This window comes from Geobacter sp. DSM 9736 (genome assembly GCF_900187405.1).
In the GTDB taxonomy this organism is placed as follows: Bacteria; Desulfobacterota; Desulfuromonadia; order Geobacterales; family Geobacteraceae; genus DSM-9736.
Genome location: NZ_LT896716.1, coordinates 3,572,236 through 3,596,226 on the forward strand (window position 1 = coordinate 3,572,236; position 23,991 = coordinate 3,596,226).

Here is a 23,991-nt window from a genome sequence, read left to right on the forward strand (position 1 = left end):
ACCTGTGAATTTGGAGAATTCAATGCTTACCAAACGCATAATTCCCTGCCTCGATGTTAAGGGGGGGCGAGTCGTCAAGGGGGTACAGTTCCTTGAGCTAAGGGATGCAGGTGATCCCGTTGAGATCGCGGAAATGTACGATCGTCAGGGAGCCGATGAACTGACCTTTCTCGACATAACAGCTTCCTCCGACGAGCGAGATATCATCATAGACGTGGTTCGGCGGACTGCCGAGCGGGTATTCATGCCGCTTACTGTTGGTGGAGGAGTCCGGACGGTGGAGGACATTCGCCGGTTGCTCAATGCAGGAGCCGACAAGGTGTCGATCAACACTGCCGCGGTGCACCGTCCAGAGTTCGTGCGGGAGGCTGCGGAGCGGTTCGGCTCCCAGTGCACCGTTGTGGCGATAGATGCCCGTCGCGTGCCGGGCGAGGAGCGGTGGGAGGTTTATACTCATGGAGGCCGCAATGCTACCGGGATAGACGCCATTGAATGGGCAAGGCGGATGGAAAGCTATGGAGCGGGGGAAATTCTCCTAACCAGCATGGACCGTGACGGCACTAAGGATGGTTACGATATCGGGCTCACGAGGGGAATCGTCGATGCCGTTTCGATACCGGTAATAGCCTCCGGAGGGGTCGGCAATCTGGAACACCTGTACGACGGCTTTACTCGGGCGGGTGCCTCGGCATGTCTTGCCGCCTCTGTTTTTCACTACCGCGAATATACCATCCAGGAGGCAAAGGAGTATCTTCAGGAGAAGGGAGTAGCGGTAAGGATATGAACCAGCAAAACGACATTCTCTGCGCTCTTTATCAGGTGATAGAGGAGCGGAAGCGTTCAGGAGGGGAGTCTTCATATACGGCTTCCCTGTTCCAGAAGGGGCTCGACACTATCCTGAAGAAGCTTGGAGAAGAAGCAACTGAACTGGTCATTGCCGGCAAAGGGGGGGGGAGAGACGGCATCGTCTATGAGACAGCTGACCTTCTATTCCACACACTGGTGCTGCTCGGCTACTACGACATTCCTCCCGAGGAGATATTCACAGAATTGCGCCGCCGGTTTGGCACGTCGGGAATTCACGAGAAAAACTCACGGGAAAAGACAAAAGAGACTTGATAAATTGCAAATCTATGCTTGACTTTGTAGTCATGGGTGATATCATACGTTTTCTTTGAAAAATTTTATCCGGCCACCCTGTTGTTTAATAAAAAATTTACGTTACAGAAGGGGGGGGATTATGGATGCCGGGAATAAAGGTCAAAGAGGCTGAATCTTTCGAGCTAGTCCTGAAGAAATTCAAGAAGCAGTGCGAGAAGGCAGGTATTCTCTCGGAAATCCGCAAGCGCGAGCATTTCGAGAAGCCTAGCATCAAGCGGAAGAAAAAGGCTATTGCCGCCCGCAAGAGGGCATTGAAGAAACAGCGGAAAATGATGGAGTAGTATGTAATGTCGCTGCGGGAGAGGCTTGAAACTGAAATGAAGGGTGCAATGAAAGCACGGGATGACCTGAAGCTTTCTGCTATCCGACTTGTTCGTTCCGCAGTGAAGAATAAAGAAATAGATTCGAAGCGGGAGTTGGACGACCAAGGTATCACCGAGGTCGTCTCATCTCTTGTGAAGCAACGACGTGAGTCGATCCGGATGTTCGGTGAAGCCGGACGACAGGATCTGGTTGCGAAAGAAGAGCAGGAACTCGAAGTCCTTCTCAGTTTTCTTCCAAGGCAGATGTCCCGCGAAGAGCTGATAGAAGTAGTCATGCAGACCATAAATGAGTGCGGAGCGGCGGGCGCGAAGGATATGGGTCGGGTAATGAAGGCCCTACAGCCTCGTGTTGCCGGTCGTGCAGACGGCAAAGCCGTCAGCGATCTCGTCAGGGAAAAACTTTCCTGAGCTCCCAATCTCGTTGAACAGACCAGCGGCACCTACATATGGAAGCGGGGGCGATTCTCGATGATTGCCCCCTTCTTTTGCTTTTGGTGTTTAGCCGGGTGTAATGAATGAGCCTTGTTGACATCCTTATCTGGGCCGTTTTGCTGTTGTTTGTGGTGAAAGGTTTCATGAAAGGCTTGGTAAGGGAGGTGTGTTCGCTGCTCGGCCTGCTGGCAGGGGGCTGGGCCTCTTTCAGGTATTATCATTACCTCGCGGAGCTGCTCAGGCCCTTCATCCATCTTCCCCATAGCGTTGCACGCGCTCTCTCATTCATAGCAATATTTCTGGTCATCGGCCTGCTTTTCTACCTGTTCGGCCATCTGTTAACCATAATCTTCCGCATAATGCTTCTAGGCGGGATCAACCGCATAGGGGGAGTCTTCTTCGGGCTGCTCGAAGGAGCATTCATTCTATGCATGGTGCTCTATTTCGGAACAGCCGATCCTGTGCCTGAGCGAATAAGGAAGGCGATTTTGAAATCGAAGACAGCCCTGTCGTTCATCCGGGCGGGACGGGAGATGATCGCAGGGTGGGACAGTGCAGATGCGCGTAATAGGCTGTCTAACTGATGGGTGAAGCACAAGTGCCAAAATCAGGAAACGATGATACCGGACGATAAAGTCAAGGAAGTAAGCGAGAGGTCTTCGATCCTTGAAGTGGTTTCAGATTACGTCCACCTTCGCCGATCAGGAGCTAATTATCAGGGGCTCTGTCCGTTCCACGGCGAAAAGACGCCATCGTTCAACGTAAACCCAGGGCGGGGTATCTTCCACTGTTTCGGCTGCGGCGTAGGAGGTAATGTTTTCTCATTCATCATGAAGATGGAGGGGCTGGCATTTCCGGAGGCGGTAAAATTTCTTGCGAAACGCTCTGGGGTGGTGATCCAGGAACGGCCCTTGACGAGTTCCGAAAAACGGCGGCAGGACGAGAGGGAGACACTTTTCCGGATTAGTGAATTGTGCGCTCAATACTACCGTGAGGTTCTGCTGAAAGACCCGGCGGGAGAACCTGGGCGGCGCTACCTGGCAAAGCGAGGGGTGGATGCTGCAACAGCTGAATCCTACCGGCTCGGTTACGCCACCGACAGGTGGGACGGACTCGTCAGATTTCTGGAACAGAGGCACGTTTCTCTCGAAGCTGCGGAGAAACTTGGGGGTATACGCCGCAAGAGTGGAGGTTCTGGTTTCATCGATCTCTTCAGAAACCGCCTTATCTTCACCATAAGCGACCCGCATGGCCGTCCCATCGCCTTCGGTGCAAGGGTGCTGGACGACTCGCTCCCTAAATACATAAACTCCCCTGAATCTCCCATTTACCGGAAAGGGGATGTGCTTTTCGGCATTGATCTGGCCAAGCAGGCAATGCGCGAGAATGGCAGCGCAATCATCGTGGAGGGGTATTTCGATCACCTTGCGCTCTACCAGGCGGGGGTCAGAAATGCCGTCGCCACATGCGGCACTGCAATGACCGAAGGGCACGTAAAGCTTCTGCAGCGTTACGCCGGGAAGCTCTACACGCTTTTCGATTCCGACTCCGCCGGAAAGAAGGCAACTTTCAGGGCAATGGAGCTTCTCCTTGGAGAGAACCTTCCGGTAAGTGTTATCGAGTTGCCGGAAGGGGAGGATCCTGACAGCTTTATCCGAAGCGAAGGGCAGGAAGCCTTTGCGGCACGTATGGGAGCAGCTCGCCCTGTGCTTGATTTTTTTTTCCGCCATCTTCTCCGGCAGTCAGATACCGGTACGGTGGAGGGAAAAGTGCGGGTCGTCGCCGAGCTGGCCCCCCGGCTGGAAAAAGTCTCTGATGATGTGGAGAGGGCACTCTACGTCAGGGAAATAGCGCGTGTGTTGGGGATTGATGAGCGCCTTCTCCAGCAGAAACTTCGGAAGGGGGGGGTAGCCCCTGCCGATTTTTCCGTGCCACGGGAGAAGAGGCCGAAGGTCGATACCGAGGAGTTGCTCCTCGCTCTGATGGGTAAATATCCGGAAATTGCGGAAAAGGTGACGGAGTACGGGGTTCATCGGCTTTTTCAACCGGATCTGGCCACAGTTGCCGAGGCAGTTGCCGCCTCGGCGCTCACTCACGGAGAGGTGAATTGGCCCGACATCCTTGAACTGGTTGGTTCCCCGGAGGAGCGGAGCCGCCTGGCATCGTTTCTTGTTAAGGAAGATCAGCTTGATGGAGTGAATCCGCAGAAGATGTTCGAGGAACTGTGTGTAAGCCGGGAGCGGCGTGCCCTGAAGGAGATGGATCGGCTCAAGAAAGAGCTTGTGCGCGTAGAGCCGGGGAGCGAACGGTATGTTGAACTCCTGAGGGAGATCGACTCCTTGCGAAACAGGAAATCGCAATTACTATAGATAGACGAGAATGCACGAGGTGAAGTGAATGGCGAAGAAAAACATGGAAGAAGTGAAGCAGCTGATAGACCTTGGTAAGGAAAAAGGTTTTCTTACCTATGATGAGGTCAACGATCTGCTGCCCCCGGACATGGTCTCTTCCGAGCAGATCGATGATGTGATGAGCATGTTCGGCGAAATGGATATAGAAATAGTCGACTCGGTGCAGAAGGTAAAGATCCCCAAAGTCAAGCTCGACCTGGAAGAGGAAGAGGAGATGGAGGGGGAGCAGGAAGAGCAGGAATTTGAGCCGGGAACCCTTGGCCGCACCAGTGATCCTGTACGTATGTATCTGAGAGAAATGGGTTCTGTTTCCCTCCTGACACGGGAGGGGGAGGTAGAGATTGCCAAGCGGATCGAAGAGGGTGAAAAGGATATGGCAAGTGTAATTCTTAACACCCCGATCACCGTCAAGGAAGTGATTTCCCTCGGGGAGCGGCTGCGCAAGGGACAGATCAGCGCGGCGGAGATAAGCAAAGAGGTTGAAGAGGAGGAACTGGAAGAGGACGAGGAGGATGTGCAGAAGATCCGTCTTCTCTCCCTAATCGATGAAATCCGTGAAAACGACCAGCAGATGGACCAACTGGTCAGCGAGCTCGACACAGTTCCTGAAGCTGCCAGAGCCGAAGAGCTTCTCGGTATACAGCGGGAGCTGAGGGGTAAGATGGCGGAGCAGCTGAAGTCGCTGCGCCTCAAGGACCGTCACATAGAGAAGATTTCCGAGCGGCTGAAAGAACTGTCGGTCAAGGTGGAAAAGCTGCTTCACGAGATTTCGGACCTGGAAGAGGAAGCAAAGCTCCCTGCCGCTGAGCTTTCAGATGCCTGTGCACAGATTCAGGCCGGTGAAGCGGATGAAAAAGCGCTTTTTGCAAAGACCGGTTTGACATCCGAAGAACTGCTGAAACTGGAGAAGCGGTTAAAAGGTTCTGAGCGTAAGTTGAAGAAGGTGGAGCAGGAATCGGGTTTCAGAGCCACCGATCTCTCCAAGGCCCTCCTCGCGATTGAGGAGGGGGAAAGCAAGGCAAAGCTGGCTAAGTCGGAACTGGTCGAAGCCAACCTGCGCCTAGTCGTTTCGATCGCGAAGAAATACACCAACAGAGGACTTCAATTTCTCGACCTGATCCAGGAGGGGAACATCGGCCTCATGAAGGCTGTGGACAAGTTCGAATATCAACGCGGGTACAAGTTTTCAACATACGCGACTTGGTGGATCCGTCAGGCCATTACCCGCGCTATTGCCGACCAGGCTCGCACGATCCGGATTCCGGTGCACATGATTGAAACTATCAACAAGCTGATCCGCACGAGCCGCCAACTGGTTCAGGAGATAGGCCGAGAACCCTCGCCAGAGGAGATCGCGGAGCGGATGAGCCTTCCTCTCGACAAAGTGCGTAAGGTGCTGAAAATAGCGAAGGAGCCGATTTCCCTGGAAACTCCCATTGGGGAGGAGGAAGATTCTCATCTCGGTGACTTCATTGAGGACAAGGGGGTTGTCTCTCCTTTGGAGGCGGTGATCAAGGCGAATCTTTCCGAACAGACTTCCCGGGTACTCGCCACGCTTACCCCTCGTGAGGAGAAGGTGCTGCGGATGCGCTTCGGTATTGGAGAAAAGAGCGATCACACTCTCGAAGAAGTAGGACAGGATTTCGAGGTGACCAGAGAGCGTATCAGGCAGATCGAGGCGAAAGCATTGCGCAAACTTCGCCACCCGAGCAGAAGCAAGAAGCTGAAGAGCTTTGTGGAGTAGATGCGGAAATTGCCGTCATGAGGCCGCACCGGAAACCGGTGCGGCCTTTTTTGCCAGCAATGCATGTTCCCGGTGGTGCAGTGAGGAGGGTGAATGGCAAAGGATAAGACTCCCGTAACCCCGGCTATCAGAATGTTACGGGCAGAGAGGGTAGCGTTTACCGATCACCTGTACAGTTATGAGGAGAAAGGGGGGACGTCCGTTTCTGCACGGGAGATCGGAGTGGACGAGCATTGCGTTGTTAAGACCCTCATTTTGGAGGATGATCGGAAACAGCCGCTGATTGTCCTGATGCACGGCGACCTTCATGTTTCGACGAAAGAATTGGCCCGGTTGATAGGTGCCCGTTCCGTTTCACCATGTTCTCCCGAAACTGCAAACAAGCATTCCGGTTATCTCGTAGGGGGTACGTCCCCATTTGGTACCCGGAAACAGATGCCGGTGTATATGGAAGAGACAATCACCGCCCTGCCTAAAATTTACCTTAACGGCGGCAAGCGGGGCTATCTTGTGGGGCTTGATCCTCGGGAGGCTGTGCGTGTTCTTCAGCCGACACTCGTGAAGGTGGGGATTCCGTAACGGCAAGGGGGAGCCATGAATTTGTCAGATCCGTTTCGAAAGGCTGCTGAAGCTGTAGAGAGAGCCAGGGCCGTGGTAATAACTGCCGGCGCGGGAATGGGAGTCGATTCGGGACTTCCCGATTTCAGGGGAGATCATGGGTTCTGGAAGGCGTATCCCATTTACCAGCGGCTCGGCATCAATTTCGTTGCGGCTGCCAATCCCGTTCATTTTCAGCGGGACCCGTCTTTCGGCTGGGGTTTTTACGGTCACCGTACAAACCTCTACCGTGAGACGGTGCCCCACGGGGGCTTTGGTCTTCTGCTCGAATGGATCGACCGCTTTGGTTTCGAATACTTCGTGGTGACCTCAAACGTGGACGGACAGTTCCAGAAAGCCGGTTTTCCAGAGGACCGGATCCTGGAGGTGCACGGCTCGATCCATCACCTCCAGTGCATTACTCCCTGCTGCTCGGCTATCTGGGGCAACGCTGAGGAGGTCCCGGTGGATTCTGAAACGATGCGGGCCATCCACATACCGCGCTGTATCCACTGTGGTGATGTCGCACGGCCGAACATACTTATGTTCGGCGATTACTCCTGGTTGAGCGATCGTACGAGACAACAGGAACACCTTTTTGATGAATTTCTTGCCGACAGTCGAGCGCTACCTATGGCAGTCATCGAGATGGGTGCCGGGACGGCAATCCCAACAATACGCAGTCTGGGCGAACAGATCGGCGATAGTTATGGCGCCACCGTTGTCAGAATAAACCCACGAGAGCCGACCATTACCTCACCCCACATATCCTTGCCCTGCGGAGCCGTGCAGGGACTGGAAGGGATCGAGGCTTCTTTCTCCGCAGGATCGTGAATGTCGAGGTTCAACCATGGATGACAATCGGGAATTTTTCGTCACTACTGCCAAGGGGCTGGAAGAAGTTCTGGCAGGAGAAGTTTCAGCCCTGGGGCTATCTTCGGTCATGGTCGAAACCGGCGGGGTGCGTTTCAAAGGCACCGTTGCCGATTGCTATCGTGCCAATCTCTGGCTGCGCACCGCTAACAGAATCCTCCTCCCCCTTGCGGAGTTTCCTTGCTCTACGCCTCAGCAACTGTACGAGGGCGTCCGGACCATATCATGGCACCACTACCTGACACCGGACATGACCCTCGCCGTCGATTGCAGCCTGCGCAACTCGACCCTTACCCATTCGGGGTTCGTAGCTCTGAAGACCAAGGATGCAGTTGTGGATGCACTCAGGGACCTGGTGGGTCGGCGCCCGAGCGTGGATGCGAAGGATCCTGATCTCCGCATCAATGTCTACCTGGTACGCGACCGCTGTACGGTCAGTATCGACAGCTCGGGAATTCCATTGGACAGGCGCGGGTACAGGCTGGCCAGACGTGAGGCGCCACTGCGTGAAACGCTGGCAGCGGCAATGGTGCTTCTGACCGGCTGGGATGGCTCGCTTCCCCTCACCGATCCTATGTGCGGGTCCGGAACGATTCCGATTGAAGCCGCTCTTCTTGCATCGCATCGCGCTCCCGGACTGGGAAGAACGTTCGGGTTCGAGCGGTGGACCGAATTTGATGGGAAGCTATGGCAACAGCTCGTGGAGGATGCACGGGAGCGGGTACGGAATGTCATTCCTGCCCCTGTGACTGGAGCCGACGTGTCGGCTGCTGCACTCTCCACTGCCCTTCAGAACGCCAGACGGGCTGAGGTGGAAGGCATAATCCGGTGGCGGAAGGAGGATATCCTCTCTGCCTCTCCGTCATCCCCGGGAGTTCTCCTATTCAATCCTCCTTATGGGGAGAGGCTGGGGGAGGTGGAGGAGCTGAAGATTTTTTACCGGCAAATAGGAGATTTTCTGAAGAAAAAATGTGTCGGGTCGACAGCGTTCATTCTCGTGGGAAACTCGGAATTGGCGAAACATATAGGATTAAAGGCTTCACGTCGCTTCGTTCTCTTCAACGGACCTATAGAATGCCGGCTGCTCAAGTTCGAGCTTTATTGAATTCAACCGCAGACATCCTGTCTCTCGGGTACGGTCCAAAAACAGCTTGACACCCGATGGGTAACCTCTTATAGTGAAAATTCGCTTTGCGGGCCTATAGCTCAGTTGGCTAGAGCTACCGGCTCATAACCGGTCGGTCCCAGGTTCGAGTCCTGGTGGGCCCACCACCTATTAAAGAATACCGGCGCCAGTCGGTATTGCAGGAAGATGTGGGGAATGCCCTTAAAGCGCCTGAGCAGACGAACGGATACCCTGAATGGGAAGAAAAAGAGTGCATACCGTAAGGATGCACTCTTTTTCTTTTGTGGGCGATGAGCGTACCAAAAGTATCCGACATACTCGGAATCATTGATAAATTGGCGCCATTCTACCTCTCTGAGGGATGGGACAACGCAGGGCTGCAGCTCGGTGATCCAGCTGCGGAAGCCGGAAAGATCATGGTTTCTCTGGACCCAGGCGCCGATGCAATCAATGCTGCAATTGCGGGGCATTGTAACCTTTTGCTTACCCACCACCCTCTTTTCTTCTCCCCGATCAAGAAACTTTCCACCGCCGACACTTTGGGTCGGATTGCAATAAATGCCCTTAAAAACGATCTTTCAGTCATTTCCCTGCACACGAACTACGATATCGCTGAAGGAGGATTGAACGATCTGCTGGCGCAGCGGCTCGGTGTTCATGATGTGGAGCCCCTCAAGTCCACTGGAGCAGAAGAGCTTGCCAAGCTTGCTGTTTTTGTTCCGAGAGGGCATGAGGAGCGGGTGTTGGAGAGTTTGTTTCGTTTCAGCGGGTTCATAGGCAACTACAGTGAGTGCTCATTCCGAGTCGAAGGCGCCGGTACCTTCAAGCCTCTTTCCGGTGCCCGCCCCTTTATAGGGGAGGTTGGGATGCGGGAAGAGGTTGATGAGGTCCGTGTAGAGGTGTTGTTGCGAAAACAGGACTTGGCGTCGGCGATCAAGAGTTTGAAATCTGTTCATCCCTACGAGGAGCCTGCACTTGATGTTTATCCGCTGCTGAATCAGGGAAAGGCGAGGGGGCTTGGGCGCGTCGGAAAACTTTTGCAGCCGATGACGCTGGATGCATTTGCGGCGCGGGTTAAGGAGCTGCTGTGCCTGGATGGGCTACGGCTCGTTGGAGATACTGGCCGTCCCGTCCGTAAGGTAGCTTTGTGTGGGGGGAGCGGGATGTCGGTTCTGCGTGCTGCGCGGTTTTGTGGGGCGGATGTTCTTGTGACGGGAGACATCAAGTATCACGAAGCCCGTGAGGCGGAAGCACTCGGGATAGCGCTCATAGATGCAGGTCATTTCGGTACCGAGCGGATCATGGTGCAGGGGGTGGCGGAGAAGCTTGTGGATGAGCTGACAAGAAAAAAACTTGAAGCGGATATTTTGCCATTTACGGGAGAGCGGGAGCCGTTCACTTACCGGTAACGTGTGCGGCGCGGGTGTGCATGTCGTACATGCGCGTTGCGGGACAGGAACAGCAGAAAAAAGGGAGGCAGGTTTTGAGAAACAATCTGAAGGTATTGGATGGTCTGCAGGAGATTGACCTGCGTATCGATGCACTGAAAGTCGATGTGAAGGGGCTTGAGGACGGCATCGCCGTTCTGGAGAGGGATGTGGCGGAGGCACAGGAGGCCGTCGACACACGGAATGCCGCACTCCTTGCGCTTGAAGAGGAGAAACGGCAGCTGGAAGAGAGCGTTTCAGCTGAAAGTGAGAACATAGTCCGTTCCGAGCAGCGTCTCAAGGAAATCAAGACCCAGAAGGAATATCAGGCGGTCTCCAAGGAGATTACCAGCGCTAAAAAATTGAAAGTTGAGCTTGAAGAGCAGGCATTGCAGAAGATCTCGCAGATTGAGGAAGTGCGGGCCGATCTGAACAGTCGCATGGAAAGCATTCGCGAATTGGAACAAAACGTGGCTGCCAGGAAGTCGGAACTTCAGACCCAGATAGATCAGCTGAGCGGAACAGTGGCGGAGGAAACAGGTGCGAGGGACAATGCCGTCAAAACACTACCTTCCTCCATCGTCAAGCGATACAGCCTCCTGCGTGAGCAGCGGCGCGGGCTCGCTGTAGTAGAGGCCCGGGAGGGATACTGTCTCGGCTGCAACATGAACCTTCCTCCACAGCTGTACAACAGCCTGTACCGCGGCGCCGAGCTTATCACCTGTCCTCACTGCCAGCGGATTCTTGTCTTGAGGCAGGACCTGCAGCAGTAGGTATTATAATAAAGCTTGGCCGAAGCAGACCGGGTGACCGCTGCCCGTAAGGGGAGAGGAAAGTCCGGGCTCCGAAGGGCATGGTGCTGGATAACGTCCAGCGGGGGTGACCCCAGGGAAAGTGCCACAGAGAGAAGTCCGCCTGCAATGGATCGTCACGCGCGATCCGGAAACAGGTAAGGGTGAAAGGGTGAGGTAAGAGCTCACCGGGTCCGGCGGTGACGCCGGATGCCAGGTAAACCCCACCAGGAGCAAGGCCGAATAGGGAGGCGTCAAGGACGGCCCGTCCGTGCTTCCGGGTTGGCTGCTTGAGGCCGTCGGCAACGGCGGTCCTAGATGAATGGTCGCCGCCCTCTGTCGGGTAACCGGCGGAGGGAACAGAACCCGGCTTATGGTCTGCTTCGGCCAATAGACGAATCAATGACGGATAGAGAGAAGTGGGAACGAGCTGTTGCGGCGGTCAGGTTAGAATACGGTGGCCTGTCGCAGGAGGTGAAGGAACGGGTTCTCTTCCTGCTAAAACGGGTGCAAAGGGGTAAAGAACGCGTTCACCAGCGCGCCGCCGGCCTGAACGGTGCAGAGATCTGCGCGGCGTGCGGTGGCCAGTGCTGCATGACAGGAAAACATCACTTTACGGTGATCGAACTGCTGACATACCTCGCCAAGGAAGAGGATCTTTTCACACCCCGTTTCGATTCGGGGCGTTGCCCGTACCTGGGCGACGACGGCTGTCTCATGTCTCCCAGCTATCGACCCTTCAACTGTATCACCTTCAATTGCGAGCAAGTGGACTCCTTGTCGCAGCGTTCGGAAGCCGCAGTGTTCATGCACGTGGAAAAGGAGCTGCGGGAAGCATATGCAGACGTAGAGGGTTTCTTTGGAAACCGGTTTTTGCACGGCCTGTTCATCAACTTTGAGCGGGATATCCTTCAGCGGCGTCAAATCCTCCGAGGAGTCGCAGCGGATGGTGCTGGTGTCGACCGGCAGGTTTAGGAGTATCAAGTATGGCGGGAATCCGGGACCTCGTACTGGTCCATATCGATAGAAAGCCGGGATTCTATGCTCGGATAGAGAGCATCGTGCCCGATGTGAAACCAGGGTGGTGGCAAGTCAAGCTGCTTGTTCTGACCTTTCCGCTGCAAGTCTACACCTGGATTCTCGATGAAAGTCAGGTTAACGGCTCTCCTTTCACTATGGGTGGAACTCCGGTAATGCTCGAAAAGCTAATATCCCCCGTGGACGAGCCAGGGCCTCCTGGAGAGGGTGTTGAGCAGAAGCCGAAGCAGGAAGGTTCTTCCGTCGCTTCCAAGGTCGTGTCTCTGGCAGACAGAAAAAAAGAGCGATAAATTCGCGTTTTTTAGACCTGTTACAGTGCAATATTCAGATAATTCGACTACTTCCCCCACAATCCCTCATCTCATGCTTTATCCTTTCGTAAACCATTAAAAAATAACTGAAAAAATTGATTTCGGGGGCACTTTTTGCCTTGACAGTCTCGGGCGCTCGCGAGTATAGTTTGTGCCCAAGTGGAAAAAAGTGGTAAATCGTGGCAACGAGTGGCTGAGGGGATATGTTCAGGGGTATTTTTCATACCACTATCGATGCAAAAGGACGAACGAGCATTCCCTCTCGTTTTAGGGAAATGTTTGCCGAGTGCTTTGGCGACGATCGGTTCTTTATCACGAACTCGGCCCCTGTGGACCTGGGCGACGGCGAATTCGGCCGGGGCCTTACCGTCTATCCCTACAAAGAGTGGCTGGCGCTGGAAGAGCGGGTTGCGCAGGGTGCTGGCCTCACCGCAAAGCAGCTCAACAGTATCAATCGTCTCATTCTTGCTCCCGGAGTCGAATGTGCCGCCGACAAGCTGGGCAGAGTGCTCGTGCCACCACATCTCCGCAATTCTGCCGCGCTTGAGCGTGATATCGTTTTTGTCGGTTCTCTGAAAAAGATAGAGATCTGGAGCCAGCAGGAATGGGAGAAGGTTGTTCGCCAGGCCGAGAAGGATTTCCCCAGTGATACTGCTGGGTTGGCCGAGCTGGGGATCTAGGTGGAATTCCGCCATGCTTCGGTTATGCTTGAGGAAAGTCTCCGCTTTCTCGCGCCCAGATCAGGCGGTATCTACGTAGATGGTACTCTTGGCGGCGGAGGCCATGCCGAGCGCATCCTCGCAGACACTGCTCCGGATGGCCGCCTGATCGCATTCGACAAAGATCCGGATGCATTGTCAGCAGCCGGGCAGCGACTCTCACCGTTCGGGAGCCGGGTCAGGCTGGTTCATGGTGACTTCGCAGTTCTCTCGTCGGCGTTGGCTGAAATGGGTATCGACGGCATCGACGGCATCATGCTTGATCTCGGTGTCTCATCCCATCAGCTGGATTCCGGGGAACGGGGATTCAGCTTTCAGCAGGACGCCCCACTCGATATGCGGATGGACACGACCAAAGGGGTCACAGCAGCTGATATCGTAAATAACGAAAGCAGAGAAGAGCTGATACGGATCATCCGGGAGTATGGAGAAGAGCGGTGGGCATCCAGAATCGCCTCGGCAATAGTCCGGGCACGGGAGACGCTGCCGGTGACGAGCACGCTGCAACTGGCCGAGCTGGTCAAGGGGGCGATACCGAGACCCGCATGGGAAGACAGGATTCATCCTGCGACCCGGACATTTCAGGGGTTGCGGATTGCCGTGAACGATGAACTTGGAAGCATCAGGCGGGGACTGCCCGCCGCGATGCAGCTTCTCAACAGGGGGGGCAGAGCGGTGGTAATTTCGTTTCATTCCCTCGAAGACAGGATCGTGAAGGACACATTCAGAAGCTTTACCGGGCGGTGCACCTGCCCCCGCGACCTTCCCGTGTGCGTCTGCGGACAAAGTGCCGCGGTGCGAATTCTGACTGCAAAGCCGGTTCGGGCGGGAGAGGATGAGATAGCTGCCAACCCAAGGGCGCGTAGTGCACGACTTAGAGCTGCCGAGAAGCTTTAACGGCTCCAGCTTTTTTTGATATGGAATGAGGTGGAGGTCCCATGGCCGACGTGAAAACAATACACAGCAAAGTTGCAGCTCCCCGCAAAGTAGTGGCCTTGTCGGCGCAGAAGTGGGACCTCTTCCCGTACCTCATCGTGATCATGGTGCTCCTCACTGTCGTGTCGGTATTTCATGTCTGGTCCAGGGTCAGGGTGATCGATCTCAATCTGGCGATCTCGGAAGCGAGGCGGCAGGTCAAGGACCAGCACCAGGAGAACAGTCGGCTGAAGCTGGAGGTAGCATCATTGAAAACGCCGGCCCGCATAGAGGCCTTCGCTAAAGAGGAGTTGGGAATGCGATTGCCGCTCGACCAGCAGGTGGTGGTCGTCAAATGAAAGACGGGCGAGAGAAATGGGCGAGAGTGCGCATCCGCCTGGTCGGCGGAGCTTTCGCCTTTTTCTTCGCCATCACTTCTGCGCGTGCCTTTTACCTCCAGGTTGTCCAGAAAGACCAGTTCCTAAAGCTAGCCGAAAAGCAGCATCAGAAGGTCGTCCAGTTGACCCCGGGGCGTGGGGGGATTTACGACCGCAACAACAGCGAACTTGCAGTTTCCATCGAAATGGATTCCTGCTTCGCCGAGCCGCGTAACATGGATGATGCAGCGGATGCGGCTTCGAGACTGGCGCCTATCCTCGGGACCAGCGTCGATGTGTTGCAGCGGAAGCTGACGGGGAGCAAAGGTTTCGTCTGGTTGCAGCGCCGGCTCATGCCGGATCAGGTCCAGCGCATCAAGCAGCTCGGCATAGACGGAATCGGTTTCGTCAAGGAAAGCAAGCGCTTCTATCCACATTCGGAGATGGCGAGCCATGTAATCGGCTTCACCGGAATGGATCCCGAAGGACTTGAGGGCATCGAGCGCAAGTATGATTCGGTACTGCTGGGGAGCACCGGGTACATGGTTACCGAGCGGGACGCCCTGGGACGTGACATCGCCCTCAAGAACACCGTGGTCAAGAGCGCCTCGAAAGGGCAGAGCATCACCCTCACCCTCGACAAGAACATCCAGTACATCACTGAAAAGGAACTTGCCAAGGCAGTTCAGTCGAGCAGAGCAGTTGGAGGAATCGCCGTCGTCATGGAACCTTCTACCGGAAAGGTTCTGGCGATGGCCAACTATCCGGGTTTCAATCCCAACCTCTCCGACCGTCCCCTGCAGCATCTTCGCAATAAAGCCATTGTCGACAGCTTTGAGCCGGGATCGACCTTCAAGGTGTTTCTCCTGGCCGCTGCACTCGAAGAGCATATCATCGGGGCACACGAAACCTTCAATTGCGAAAACGGAAGCTACGAGATAGGCGGCAGGGTCATACACGACACCCACAAGTACGGAACGCTTTCGGTTTCCGACATTCTGAAGTATTCGAGCAATATCGGTTCTGCAAAGATCGGCGCCCGACTCGGAGCTGAGCGGCTCTATAACTATCTGCGTTCCTTCGGTTTCGGGGAACGCAGCGGCATTGATCTGCCGGGAGAGGTTTCCGGCAATCTCCGTAACCGGAACCAGTGGGTGCCGGTGGACCTTGCGACCATCTCCTTCGGACAGGGGGTTTCCGCAACGGCCGTTCAATTGGCGACAGCTTTTTCGGCCCTGGCAAACGGCGGCATGCTTATGAAGCCGTACATAGTCGAGAGGATCAGCGACAGCCAGGGTACGGTTCTGCAAAAATTCGAGCCGCAGGTCCGCCGTCGCGTGGTCTCCAAGGAAACGGCTTCGCGGGTCGCAAAAATGATGGAAGGTGTTACCGCCGAAGGGGGCACAGCCATCAGTGCGGCTGTGGAAGGGTATCGAGTAGGGGGTAAGACGGGCACCGCACAGAAGGTGGATCCGGTCACGCGGGGATACTCCATCGATAAGCGAACAGCCTCCTTTATCGGATTTGCTCCCCTCTCGGACCCGAAACTCACCATAGTCGTAATCGTCGATGAACCGAAGACGAGCCCTTATGGGGGAGTGGTGGCTGCGCCGGCGTTCAGCGCCATAGCCCTTCGCTCCCTCTGCTACCTGAATGTGCCCAAGGATAAGAAGGAGAAGCCGAAGATCGTGCAGGTTGAGGCGAAGGCCGAGGTTGATGAGGAAGATCCTCCAGCTGCAGAAGGTTCCATCACTGAAAGCGGAGAAGGGGAAGTCATGCCCAATTTCCGCATGATGAGCATGAGACAGGTATTACGCGTCATGGAGCAGAAAGGGCTTAACGTCAAGCTTCTGGGGAGTGGCCGGGTAGTGGAGCAGAATCCTCCTCCCGGAAGAAAAATCGGGCCGTCGGACAGAGTGTGGGTAAGGCTTGCACCGGCGGCGTGATCCGTTAGGACGCGGCGCCGAAGCCACATCAAAGAGGTCAGCATGCTGTGCACGAAACTGATTGAAGCGACAGAACCCCTGGCAACAAGCGGAGTGGCGGACCGTGAAATAAGCGGCCTCAGCTACGACTCCCGCACGGTACAGCCGGGGGATATGTTTTTCGCTCTGCGAGGAGCCGCCGCCGACGGTCACCGTTTCCTCGGTGCAGCGGTCGAGGCGGGTGCGGCTGTTCTTGTCGTAGAGGATGAGTCGTTGGTGCCGGCGGGTACACCGTATGTTAAGGTGGTCGACAGCCGTATGGCCATGGCCCGGGCAGCAGCCGAGTTTTACGGAAATCCCTCGCTGGGGTTGCCGCTGATCGGGATCACCGGGACCAACGGCAAGACGACCACCACCTACCTGGTCGAGGCAATCCTCGCTCATGCAGGTCTGGAAGCCGCGGTACTGGGCACCATCAGCTACAGGTTCCGCGACCTGAGCATCCCTGCACCACATACCACTCCGGAATCCGTGGATCTGCAAAAAATCCTCCGTGACCTGGTCAACCGGGGAGCCGCCGCCGTAGTGATGGAAGTTTCATCCCACTCCCTCGAACAACGCAGGGTTGATGGATGCCGGTTCGATGTAGGGATATTCACCAATCTGACTCACGACCACCTGGATTACCACCACACCATGGAAGCCTATCTGGGGAGCAAGATACGACTTTTCTCGGAACTTTTGAAGGAGGACCGGGAGAAACCGCGCCGCAGGGGGGTGGTCAATGTCGACGACCCGTACGGACCCAGGTTTGCGAGGGGCGCGGCCTGTCCGGTCATTACCTACGGACTTCTCGGCGAGGCAGACGTAATCGCGAAGGATGTCCAGTTTTCGGTCAACGGCATCGCCGGTACTCTGGTGACTCCCCTCGGAAAAGCTCCATTCCGGTCACGGATGCTTGGCCGCTTCAACATGTACAACATCCTAGCCGCCGCCGCCGCCGGTATCGCTCTCGATCTGCCACTTCATGCGATTGTGGCGGGGATCGAGCAGCACAGAAGCGTTCCCGGCCGGCTCGAACGGGTAGAGAACGACCGGGGAGTGACGGTGCTCGTCGATTATGCGCATACCGGGGATGCACTGGAGAACGTGCTGCGCACGGTGCGAGACGTGGCGCAGGGGCGCCTGATCACGGTCTTTGGTTGCGGTGGCGACCGGGACCGCACAAAGCGCCCCGTCATGGGAGAGGTTGCAGTCCGTTTCAGCGATCTCGCCGTTGTTACCTCCGATAATCCGCGCACCGAGCAACCCGCCGATATCATCGCCGACATTCGAGCCGGCATAGAGCCTCTCGGGGTGAGAGAGTACCGGCTTGAGGAGTTGTCCGCGGGGACTTTCGGAAAGGGTTTCATCGCAGTGGAATCGAGACGTGATGCGATAAAGCTGGCCATAAACCTCGCAAAGCCGGGTGATGTGGTCCTGCTGGCGGGAAAGGGGCACGAGGATTATCAGATAATCGGCACCGTGAAGCATCATTTCGATGACCGGGAAGAAGCGGCCGCGGCCTTCAGGGAATTGAGCTAGGAGAGTCGGAAGAGTGGAGGGGAATGGACCTTCCGCCTCTCCCGTAAAGAGCCGAGAGATCTATAGATACGATTATGATGTTTACCATTGAAGAAATAGGTCGGGCAACCGGCGGAGTGGTCAGAGGGAATGGTCCTTCAGGTGTGGAAGGCGTATCGACCGATTCCCGCTCGATCCATGCAGATGAGCTGTTCGTGCCCCTCAGAGGTGCCAACTTCGACGGGCACGATTATATACCCTCTGCTCTTGCCAAGGGCGTACGTGTCTTTCTTGCCGACAGCAGATGGGCAGAGCTGAATTCTCCTGATGAAGGATCTGTCTGCATCGTAGTCACCGACACACTGCGGGCGCTGGGGGATGTCGCGTCGTTTCATCGAAGCCGCTTCAGCATCCCTGTGGCAGGTGTCACGGGAAGCAACGGAAAGACCACTACCAAGGAGATGCTTGCGTCCATCCTTGTCCGCACCGGCAAAGGACTCAAGACCTCGGGAAATCTCAACAACCTGATCGGGTTGCCGCAGATGCTGTTGCGCCTCTCCGGTGAAGACCGGTGGGCGGTGATGGAAATGGGAATGAGCGAGCCGGGGGAAATCGATCGGCTTGCGGAAATCGCTTCTCCCCGGGTCGGAATCATTACCAACGCCTCCCCTGCGCATTTGGAGACAATGGGCAGCATAGAGGCGGTCGCCGCTGCGAAGGGTGAGCTCTTCCGCAGGCTCCCTGCCGGGGGAGTCGCGGTGTACAATGCCGACGACGCACTCATTTCAGCCCAGCCGTCTGCGCCGGGAGTCAGACGACTCTCCTTCGGCCTTTCGGGTGGTGATATCCGGGCAAGCGAGATACGTAACGAAGGCACTGCGGGACAGAGCTTCAAGCTCCATGTGGAGGGCACCTCCTTTGCGGTAATGCTGCGGGCCTTCGGCAGACACAATGTCTATAACGCGGCAGCGGCGGCGGCAGGAGCATGGGCTCTCGACGTCGACCTGGACACGATCCGCGAGGGGCTTGAAGCGTTCTCACCTTTCGACAAGCGCTTCAACCTGGAAGAGGTGAATGGGATCATCCTTATCGACGACAGTTATAATGCCAACCCTGCTTCCATGGAAGCGGCCCTCTTGACGGTGCGCGATCTGAACCGTCCTGGAAACGCCATTGCCGTCCTTGGAGACATGCTTGAACTTGGCCCGGGCTCCGGTGATGCCCACGAAGCTCTCGGACGCCTTGCAGCACAATGTGTCGATCGTCTGTTTGTCACGGGTGCAATGGCGGAAAGAGTCGAGGCAGGAGCGAAGCAGGAGGGAATGGCTCCGGACAGGATCCTGAGGGCTGCGGATCGCAACACGATTTTCGAGGAGCTTTGCCGCGTGCTGCGCAGGGGAGACCTTGTACTCGTAAAGGGATCGAGGGGAATGCGGATGGATGAGATAGCCTCGAAGCTTCGAACAACGGAGGTGAACTGATGCTTTACCATCTCCTCTACCCCCTCGCAAGCGACGTCAGGTTCCTCAACGTCTTCAAGTACCTGACGTTCAGGACCATCTATTCGATGATCACCGCCCTCATTGTCTGCTTCCTGGTAGGACCATGGATCATCCGGAAGCTGGAAGGTCTTCAGGCCCGCCAGGTCATCCGCACGGACGGACCGGAGTCTCACCTGAAGAAGGCCGGAACGCCGACAATGGGGGGAGTGATGATCCTTGCGGCAATCATCATTCCAACACTGCTTTGGGCCGATCTCACCAACCGTTTCGTCTGGCTTACCCTCGTTATAATCGCGGGATACGGCGCCATAGGATTCGTGGACGATTACAAGAAGGTGGTGGAAAAGAATCCGAAAGGACTCTCTCCCCGGCAGAAGATGTTCTGGCAGACCTTCCTGGCGCTGGGGGTTGCAACGTACCTTTTTTTCACTCCGGGGTTCTCTACGGAACTTTACTTCCCGTTCTTCAAGCGTCTTCATCCGGAGCTGTGGATATTCTTCATTCCATTTGCCGCTCTGGTCATCGTCGGTGCCAGCAATGCCGTCAACCTCACCGACGGCCTCGACGGCCTGGCAATAGGACCTGTAGCCATCAACGCGGGCACATTCATACTCTTCACCTACATTGCCGGAAACGCCAAATATTCCTCGTATCTGCAGATACCCTATGTGCCGGGCAGCGGTGAACTCGCCATCGTATGCGGCGCAATGGTGGGAGCCGGCCTCGGTTTTCTCTGGTACAACTCCTATCCGGCCGAGGTATTCATGGGCGACGTCGGCTCCCTCTCGCTGGGTGGCGCTCTCGGCATCCTTTCGGTCATCACGAAACAGGAGTTCCTGCTGGTTATCGTCGGCGGTGTCTTCGTAATAGAGGCGCTATCGGTGATATTCCAGGTCGGCTCGTACAAGTACCGCGGCAAGCGGATATTCAGAATGGCTCCCATACACCACCATTTCGAGCTGAAGGGGGTAGCGGAGCCGAAGATCATCGTCCGCTTCTGGATCATAACCATAATCCTTGCCCTTGTAGCTATTTCGACGTTGAAAATGCGGTAGTTAGCCACAGAGACACAGAGACGCAGAGGATAAACAAAGCTGGACCCCGGACAGATGACGGAGAAGGCAGGATAGACGGTAGGATTTGGTTGCTCTGTGTCTCCCTGTCCAGATCTTGGTGGCAGATATCGAAGGTGCTCATATGACAATGAATCTCAAAGATAAAACGGTACTTGTAGTCGGTCTCGCCCGCACCGGGGTGGCAGTGGCGCGGTTTCTCGTTTCCCAGGGGGCCAGGGTCATAGTGACCGACATGAAGGATGAGACGGCTCTCGCACAATGCATGCAGGAGCTGGCAGGGCTCGATATCGATTATCAGCTCGGCCGCCATGACAGGCACACTTTTCTGATGGCCGACCTCATCGTTGTAAGCCCTGGTGTGCCGATGGACATTGCACCGCTTCAGAGAGCCAGGGCGCAGGGGCGGGAGATCATCAGCGAGATCGAGCTGGCAAGTGCCTTCATTTCAGCTCCCATGGTCGCCATTACCGGAACCAACGGGAAGACCACCACTACCACTCTGACAGGCGAAATATTCAGACACTGCGGCTTTCCGACCTTCGTAGGGGGAAATATCGATCCCCCCCTGATAGAGCTCCTCACTTCCGCCGAGGCGGTGGAGAGGGTCGTTGTCGAGCTGAGTTCTTTCCAGCTGGAAGCAATAAAGTCATTCCACCCGCGTGTCTCAGTGCTCCTCAACATCACAGAGGACCACCTTGACCGGTATGAGACATTTCGCGATTACATCGACGCAAAGATGCACATCTTCGACAACCAGTCGGAGGAGGACTTCGCGGTGCTCAACATCGATGACCCCCTGGTGAAGGCAGAACAGGGGAAGATTCGGGCGACGGTGGTCCCCATGAGCCGGCTGCAGGTCCTGGAGCAGGGTATATGGCATCGTGACGGCGTGATCACGTTCCGCTGGCAGGGGCGTGAGGAGACCTTCCCAACCGCCGGGTTCAAGCTGCAGGGGGTGCACAACATCGACAACATCATGGCTGCCCTCGCATCTACTCTTCTCATGGGATGCCCTGCGGATCGAGCCCTCGCGGCAGTCAACGCTTTCAAGGGTCTTCCCCACCGGATGGAGCATGTCGCCACCGTCAACGGCATTCCCTACTATGACGACAGCAAGGGAACCAACGTCGGGAGCGTTGTGAAGTCACTGGAGAGCTTCCCCGGAAAGGTGACCCTGATAGCCGGGGGTAAAGACAAAGGGGGAGAATATGCGCCCCTGGCCGATCTCGTGCGGGAGCGGGTCAGCCATCTGATCCTGCTCGGGGAGGCGAAGGAGCGGATACGGAAGGAATTGGGAAACCTCACCGACACGCACCTCGTCGGAAGTCTCGAAGAAGCGGTGAAGCTCGCGCATAGGCTGACCGAGCCGGGTGGGGTGGTGCTCCTCTCCCCGGCATGTTCCAGCTTCGACATGTTCAGCAGCTACAAGGAGCGCGGCGATCGATTCAAGGCGATTGCCTGTGCACTGGCGGAGAAATGATAAAGCAGCTCGACCGGTACGACATGATCATCCTCATGATGGCGGTGGCACTCACCTGCTTCGGTGTGGTGATGGTCTACTCGGCCTCCTCGGTCATGGCTGCCAAAAAGTATCACGATGGATTCTACTTTCTGAAGCGGCAGGGTATATACGTCCTGCTCGGTTTCACCGCCATGTACGTCGCCATGTTCATTGACTATGAAACGTGGCGGCGCTGGGCGGTTCCGCTCCTTCTTGTCTGTCTAGGGCTGCTGCTGCTGGTCTTCATTCCCGGGATCGGCGGCACGGCAAAGGGGGCATCGCGCTGGATAAGGCTCCCGGGCTTCAACTTCCAGCCTTCGGAGATGGCAAAGGTAGTTCTGATCATGTACATGGCCTACTCCCTCGACAAGAAGCAGGAGAAAATGAAGTTTTTCTCCACCGGGTTTCTGCCGTACATGGTGCTGTTGACGGTGCTGCTCGGAATTCTGCTCAAACAGCACGACCTGGGTGCCGCCGTGACCCTCTGGGCAGTGGCCTTCGCGATGCTCTTCGTGGCGGGCGCCAGGATACAGTACTTCCTGTCGGTGGTAATGCTTGCGTTGCCTATCCTCGTCTACGTTGTCATGTTCGAACCGTACAGGCTGCGGCGTATCACCGCATGGAGGAATCCGTGGGCGGATCCTACCGATTCCGGATTCCAGATCATCCAGTCCTGGCTCGCGTTCGGAAATGGCGGCATATTCGGCCAGGGGCTCGGTGAAGGGAAGCAGAAGCTTTTCTATCTCCCTGAGGCTCACACGGACTTCATCCTGTCGGTGGTGGGTGAGGAACTCGGTTTCATCGGGGTGATGGTGATAGCAGGAATGTTTTTCCTCCTGGTACAGCGGAGCATACGCGTTGCACTCACCTCTCCGGATGACTTCGGCAGATATCTGGCGTTCGGAATCGCCACTCTCATCGGAATCGAGGCCTTCGTGAACATAAGTGTCGTAACGGGACTTCTGCCGACAAAGGGGCTTGCGCTTCCCTTCATCAGTTACGGAGGGAGCTCATTGATCATCAGCCTGTTCGCCATCGGCATTTTGCTCAACATTTCGAGCAAAGCAAGGAGCGGCTCATGAGGCTCTTGATAGCAGGTGGAGGGACAGGGGGGCATCTATTTCCCGGCATAGCAGTGGCGGAAGAATTTCTCGCCCGCAACCAGGAAAATGAAGTCCTCTTTGTGGGGACCGAGCAGGGTATCGAGGCTCGGCTTCTCCCCCGGCTCGGTTTCAGCCTGCGTTGCATCACTGCCGCAGGAATTCGTTACAAGGGCACCTTGTCACAGATCAAGGGAGTGGCGATGCTGCTTTACGGCTACTCCGAATCGCGCAAGATCCTGCGCGAGTTCCGTCCGGATGTGGTTCTGGGGGTGGGGGGATACGCGTCGGGGCCTGTGGTGCTTGCGGCAAGAGGGCTTCTCATCCGGCGCTTCATTCACGAGCAGAACGCCATACCGGGGCTCACCAACAAGGTCCTGTCCCGTTTTGCGGAGCGTGTATTCGTCTCCCTTGACGGCTCGGAAAAGTTCTTCCCCAAAGATACAACACTGCTGACTGGAAATCCGGTGCGCAAGGAGATTCGTGCGGAGCTGGCTGCAGGCTCGGTGGCGGAGGAAGCACCTACCGGGAAGAAGCCTTTCCGCCTCCTCATATTTGGTGGAAGCGCCGGAGCTCACAGCATAAATCTGGCTGTTGCCGCCGCTCTGCCGATTCTTGCGCCGGTTTCCGAGAGTCTTCTCATAACGCACCAGACGGGTGAAAAGGATCTGGCCGAGGTACGGGAGGCGCACGAGCGGGCAGGGTTCAAAACGACGGTGGTCCCGTTCATAGACGATATGGCTGCAGCATACCGCGATGCCGACCTGGTGATATGCAGGGCGGGGGCGACTACCGTTGCCGAGGTTGCCATAAGCGGAAAACCCTGCATTTTCATCCCGTTCCCGCATGCAGTGGACGATCACCAGCGGCTCAATGCAGAGGCACTCCTGAAGAAGCAGGCCGGATATATGCTCCTGGAGCGAGAGCTCTCGGGGGAGAGTCTGGCAGGACTGATCAGGGAGCTTATGGCAGACCCTGAACAGCTCAGGCGGACCGGCCAAAATGCCAGAAGTCTCGCACGTCCGGACGCGGCGAAGGTTATTGTGGATGAGATGCTGAAAAATGCAGGTTGAGGTCCA

At 56.0% G+C, this 23,991-nt stretch carries 24 protein-coding genes, 1 tRNA gene and 1 other RNA gene; all 26 read left to right on the forward strand.

What is annotated here, in order from left to right:
- The first annotated feature begins 22 nt into the window (after positions 1-22).
- The gene (hisF, locus tag CFB04_RS16075; protein WP_088536340.1) at positions 23-784 is read left to right on the forward strand and encodes an imidazole glycerol phosphate synthase subunit HisF; all 762 of its coding nucleotides are present in this window, start codon (positions 23-25) and stop codon (positions 782-784) included.
- Complete coding sequence (locus CFB04_RS16080) at positions 781-1,119, forward strand: phosphoribosyl-ATP diphosphatase (RefSeq protein ID WP_088536341.1); 339 nt, start codon at positions 781-783, stop codon at positions 1,117-1,119. Before hisF ends, CFB04_RS16080 begins: the two co-directional genes overlap by 4 nt.
- A gap of 125 nt (positions 1,120-1,244) precedes the next feature.
- Positions 1,245-1,442, forward strand: coding sequence for a 30S ribosomal protein S21 (rpsU, locus tag CFB04_RS16085; RefSeq protein ID WP_088536342.1), 198 nt, complete (start codon positions 1,245-1,247; stop codon positions 1,440-1,442).
- A gap of 6 nt (positions 1,443-1,448) precedes the next feature.
- Complete coding sequence (locus CFB04_RS16090; protein ID WP_088536343.1) at positions 1,449-1,892, forward strand: GatB/YqeY domain-containing protein; 444 nt, start codon at positions 1,449-1,451, stop codon at positions 1,890-1,892.
- A gap of 107 nt (positions 1,893-1,999) precedes the next feature.
- Complete coding sequence (locus CFB04_RS16095) at positions 2,000-2,500, forward strand: CvpA family protein (protein ID WP_088536344.1); 501 nt, start codon at positions 2,000-2,002, stop codon at positions 2,498-2,500.
- A 33-nt stretch (positions 2,501-2,533) separates the two neighbouring features.
- Entirely contained in the window at positions 2,534-4,285 is a 1,752-nt protein-coding gene (gene dnaG / locus CFB04_RS16100) for a DNA primase (RefSeq protein WP_088536345.1), read from the forward strand.
- A gap of 28 nt (positions 4,286-4,313) precedes the next feature.
- The gene (rpoD, locus tag CFB04_RS16105; RefSeq protein ID WP_088536346.1) at positions 4,314-6,071 is read left to right on the forward strand and encodes an RNA polymerase sigma factor RpoD; all 1,758 of its coding nucleotides are present in this window, start codon (positions 4,314-4,316) and stop codon (positions 6,069-6,071) included.
- A gap of 93 nt (positions 6,072-6,164) precedes the next feature.
- Entirely contained in the window at positions 6,165-6,650 is a 486-nt protein-coding gene (gene ybaK / locus CFB04_RS16110) for a Cys-tRNA(Pro) deacylase (RefSeq protein ID WP_088536347.1), read from the forward strand.
- A gap of 15 nt (positions 6,651-6,665) precedes the next feature.
- A complete protein-coding gene (locus CFB04_RS16115) occupies positions 6,666-7,502 on the forward strand; it encodes a Sir2 family NAD-dependent protein deacetylase (RefSeq protein WP_088536348.1) in 837 nt (278 codons plus the stop codon).
- 16 nt (positions 7,503-7,518) lie between these two features.
- A complete protein-coding gene (locus tag CFB04_RS16120; RefSeq protein ID WP_088536349.1) occupies positions 7,519-8,646 on the forward strand; it encodes a class I SAM-dependent RNA methyltransferase in 1,128 nt (375 codons plus the stop codon).
- A 90-nt stretch (positions 8,647-8,736) separates the two neighbouring features.
- A tRNA-Ile gene (locus CFB04_RS16125) sits at positions 8,737-8,813 on the forward strand.
- Between the two features lie 144 nt (positions 8,814-8,957).
- Positions 8,958-10,076, forward strand: a complete 1,119-nt coding sequence (locus CFB04_RS16130) for a Nif3-like dinuclear metal center hexameric protein (protein ID WP_088536350.1) — start codon at positions 8,958-8,960, stop codon at positions 10,074-10,076.
- Between the two features lie 74 nt (positions 10,077-10,150).
- Positions 10,151-10,867, forward strand: a complete 717-nt coding sequence (locus tag CFB04_RS16135; protein ID WP_088536881.1) for a zinc ribbon domain-containing protein — start codon at positions 10,151-10,153, stop codon at positions 10,865-10,867.
- A 21-nt stretch (positions 10,868-10,888) separates the two neighbouring features.
- Positions 10,889-11,274, forward strand: an RNA gene (gene rnpB, locus CFB04_RS16140) — RNase P RNA component class A.
- A gap of 13 nt (positions 11,275-11,287) precedes the next feature.
- Positions 11,288-11,860: a hypothetical protein gene (locus tag CFB04_RS16145; protein WP_088536351.1), complete on the forward strand. Its 573-nt coding sequence runs from the start codon at positions 11,288-11,290 to the stop codon at positions 11,858-11,860.
- 11 nt (positions 11,861-11,871) lie between these two features.
- A complete protein-coding gene (locus CFB04_RS16150; RefSeq protein WP_088536352.1) occupies positions 11,872-12,213 on the forward strand; it encodes a hypothetical protein in 342 nt (113 codons plus the stop codon).
- A gap of 224 nt (positions 12,214-12,437) precedes the next feature.
- A complete protein-coding gene (gene mraZ, locus CFB04_RS16155; protein ID WP_088536353.1) occupies positions 12,438-12,914 on the forward strand; it encodes a division/cell wall cluster transcriptional repressor MraZ in 477 nt (158 codons plus the stop codon).
- The gene (gene rsmH / locus CFB04_RS16160) at positions 12,915-13,850 is read left to right on the forward strand and encodes a 16S rRNA (cytosine(1402)-N(4))-methyltransferase RsmH (protein ID WP_255396951.1); all 936 of its coding nucleotides are present in this window, start codon (positions 12,915-12,917) and stop codon (positions 13,848-13,850) included.
- 41 nt (positions 13,851-13,891) lie between these two features.
- The gene (gene ftsL, locus CFB04_RS16165) at positions 13,892-14,227 is read left to right on the forward strand and encodes a cell division protein FtsL (RefSeq protein ID WP_088536354.1); all 336 of its coding nucleotides are present in this window, start codon (positions 13,892-13,894) and stop codon (positions 14,225-14,227) included.
- Positions 14,224-16,191 (forward strand): penicillin-binding protein, encoded by a 1,968-nt coding sequence (locus CFB04_RS16170; protein WP_088536355.1) that lies wholly within the window; start codon positions 14,224-14,226, stop codon positions 16,189-16,191. The genes ftsL and CFB04_RS16170 overlap by 4 nt, the downstream gene beginning before the upstream one ends.
- 42 nt (positions 16,192-16,233) lie before the next feature.
- Complete coding sequence (locus CFB04_RS16175) at positions 16,234-17,754, forward strand: UDP-N-acetylmuramoyl-L-alanyl-D-glutamate--2,6-diaminopimelate ligase (RefSeq protein WP_088536356.1); 1,521 nt, start codon at positions 16,234-16,236, stop codon at positions 17,752-17,754.
- Positions 17,755-17,828: 74 nt separating this feature from the next.
- The gene (gene murF / locus CFB04_RS16180; RefSeq protein ID WP_088536357.1) at positions 17,829-19,214 is read left to right on the forward strand and encodes a UDP-N-acetylmuramoyl-tripeptide--D-alanyl-D-alanine ligase; all 1,386 of its coding nucleotides are present in this window, start codon (positions 17,829-17,831) and stop codon (positions 19,212-19,214) included.
- The gene (gene mraY / locus CFB04_RS16185; protein ID WP_088536358.1) at positions 19,214-20,290 is read left to right on the forward strand and encodes a phospho-N-acetylmuramoyl-pentapeptide-transferase; all 1,077 of its coding nucleotides are present in this window, start codon (positions 19,214-19,216) and stop codon (positions 20,288-20,290) included. Before murF ends, mraY begins: the two co-directional genes overlap by 1 nt.
- A 148-nt stretch (positions 20,291-20,438) precedes the next feature.
- Positions 20,439-21,791 (forward strand): UDP-N-acetylmuramoyl-L-alanine--D-glutamate ligase, encoded by a 1,353-nt coding sequence (gene murD, locus CFB04_RS16190; RefSeq protein WP_088536883.1) that lies wholly within the window; start codon positions 20,439-20,441, stop codon positions 21,789-21,791.
- Complete coding sequence (ftsW, locus tag CFB04_RS16195) at positions 21,788-22,894, forward strand: putative lipid II flippase FtsW (protein ID WP_172825519.1); 1,107 nt, start codon at positions 21,788-21,790, stop codon at positions 22,892-22,894. Before murD ends, ftsW begins: the two co-directional genes overlap by 4 nt.
- The gene (gene murG / locus CFB04_RS16200) at positions 22,891-23,985 is read left to right on the forward strand and encodes an undecaprenyldiphospho-muramoylpentapeptide beta-N-acetylglucosaminyltransferase (protein ID WP_088536359.1); all 1,095 of its coding nucleotides are present in this window, start codon (positions 22,891-22,893) and stop codon (positions 23,983-23,985) included. The genes ftsW and murG overlap by 4 nt, the downstream gene beginning before the upstream one ends.
- The last annotated feature ends 6 nt before the right edge of the window (positions 23,986-23,991 follow it).

What these genes read in the sequence shown, in the direction of transcription:
- CFB04_RS16130 (WP_088536350.1), top strand. Translation starts at nt 8,958, where the DNA reads ATGAGCGTACCAAAAGTATCCGACATACTCGGAATCATTGATAAATTG.
- CFB04_RS16170 (WP_088536355.1), top strand. Translation starts at nt 14,224, where the DNA reads ATGAAAGACGGGCGAGAGAAATGGGCGAGAGTGCGCATCCGCCTGGTC.
- murG (WP_088536359.1), top strand. Translation starts at nt 22,891, where the DNA reads ATGAGGCTCTTGATAGCAGGTGGAGGGACAGGGGGGCATCTATTTCCC.
- mraZ (WP_088536353.1), top strand. Translation starts at nt 12,438, where the DNA reads ATGTTCAGGGGTATTTTTCATACCACTATCGATGCAAAAGGACGAACG.
- murF (WP_088536357.1), top strand. Translation starts at nt 17,829, where the DNA reads ATGATGTTTACCATTGAAGAAATAGGTCGGGCAACCGGCGGAGTGGTC.
- CFB04_RS16175 (WP_088536356.1), top strand. Translation starts at nt 16,234, where the DNA reads ATGCTGTGCACGAAACTGATTGAAGCGACAGAACCCCTGGCAACAAGC.
- murD (WP_088536883.1), top strand. Translation starts at nt 20,439, where the DNA reads ATGAATCTCAAAGATAAAACGGTACTTGTAGTCGGTCTCGCCCGCACC.
- CFB04_RS16080 (WP_088536341.1), top strand. Translation starts at nt 781, where the DNA reads ATGAACCAGCAAAACGACATTCTCTGCGCTCTTTATCAGGTGATAGAG.
- rpoD (WP_088536346.1), top strand. Translation starts at nt 4,314, where the DNA reads ATGGCGAAGAAAAACATGGAAGAAGTGAAGCAGCTGATAGACCTTGGT.
- dnaG (WP_088536345.1), top strand. Translation starts at nt 2,534, where the DNA reads ATGATACCGGACGATAAAGTCAAGGAAGTAAGCGAGAGGTCTTCGATC.
- CFB04_RS16090 (WP_088536343.1), top strand. Translation starts at nt 1,449, where the DNA reads ATGTCGCTGCGGGAGAGGCTTGAAACTGAAATGAAGGGTGCAATGAAA.
- CFB04_RS16115 (WP_088536348.1), top strand. Translation starts at nt 6,666, where the DNA reads ATGAATTTGTCAGATCCGTTTCGAAAGGCTGCTGAAGCTGTAGAGAGA.
- hisF (WP_088536340.1), top strand. Translation starts at nt 23, where the DNA reads ATGCTTACCAAACGCATAATTCCCTGCCTCGATGTTAAGGGGGGGCGA.
- ybaK (WP_088536347.1), top strand. Translation starts at nt 6,165, where the DNA reads ATGGCAAAGGATAAGACTCCCGTAACCCCGGCTATCAGAATGTTACGG.
- CFB04_RS16145 (WP_088536351.1), top strand. Translation starts at nt 11,288, where the DNA reads ATGACGGATAGAGAGAAGTGGGAACGAGCTGTTGCGGCGGTCAGGTTA.
- ftsW (WP_172825519.1), top strand. Translation starts at nt 21,788, where the DNA reads ATGATAAAGCAGCTCGACCGGTACGACATGATCATCCTCATGATGGCG.
- CFB04_RS16120 (WP_088536349.1), top strand. Translation starts at nt 7,519, where the DNA reads ATGGATGACAATCGGGAATTTTTCGTCACTACTGCCAAGGGGCTGGAA.
- CFB04_RS16095 (WP_088536344.1), top strand. Translation starts at nt 2,000, where the DNA reads ATGAGCCTTGTTGACATCCTTATCTGGGCCGTTTTGCTGTTGTTTGTG.
- CFB04_RS16150 (WP_088536352.1), top strand. Translation starts at nt 11,872, where the DNA reads ATGGCGGGAATCCGGGACCTCGTACTGGTCCATATCGATAGAAAGCCG.
- ftsL (WP_088536354.1), top strand. Translation starts at nt 13,892, where the DNA reads ATGGCCGACGTGAAAACAATACACAGCAAAGTTGCAGCTCCCCGCAAA.
- rpsU (WP_088536342.1), top strand. Translation starts at nt 1,245, where the DNA reads ATGCCGGGAATAAAGGTCAAAGAGGCTGAATCTTTCGAGCTAGTCCTG.
- mraY (WP_088536358.1), top strand. Translation starts at nt 19,214, where the DNA reads ATGCTTTACCATCTCCTCTACCCCCTCGCAAGCGACGTCAGGTTCCTC.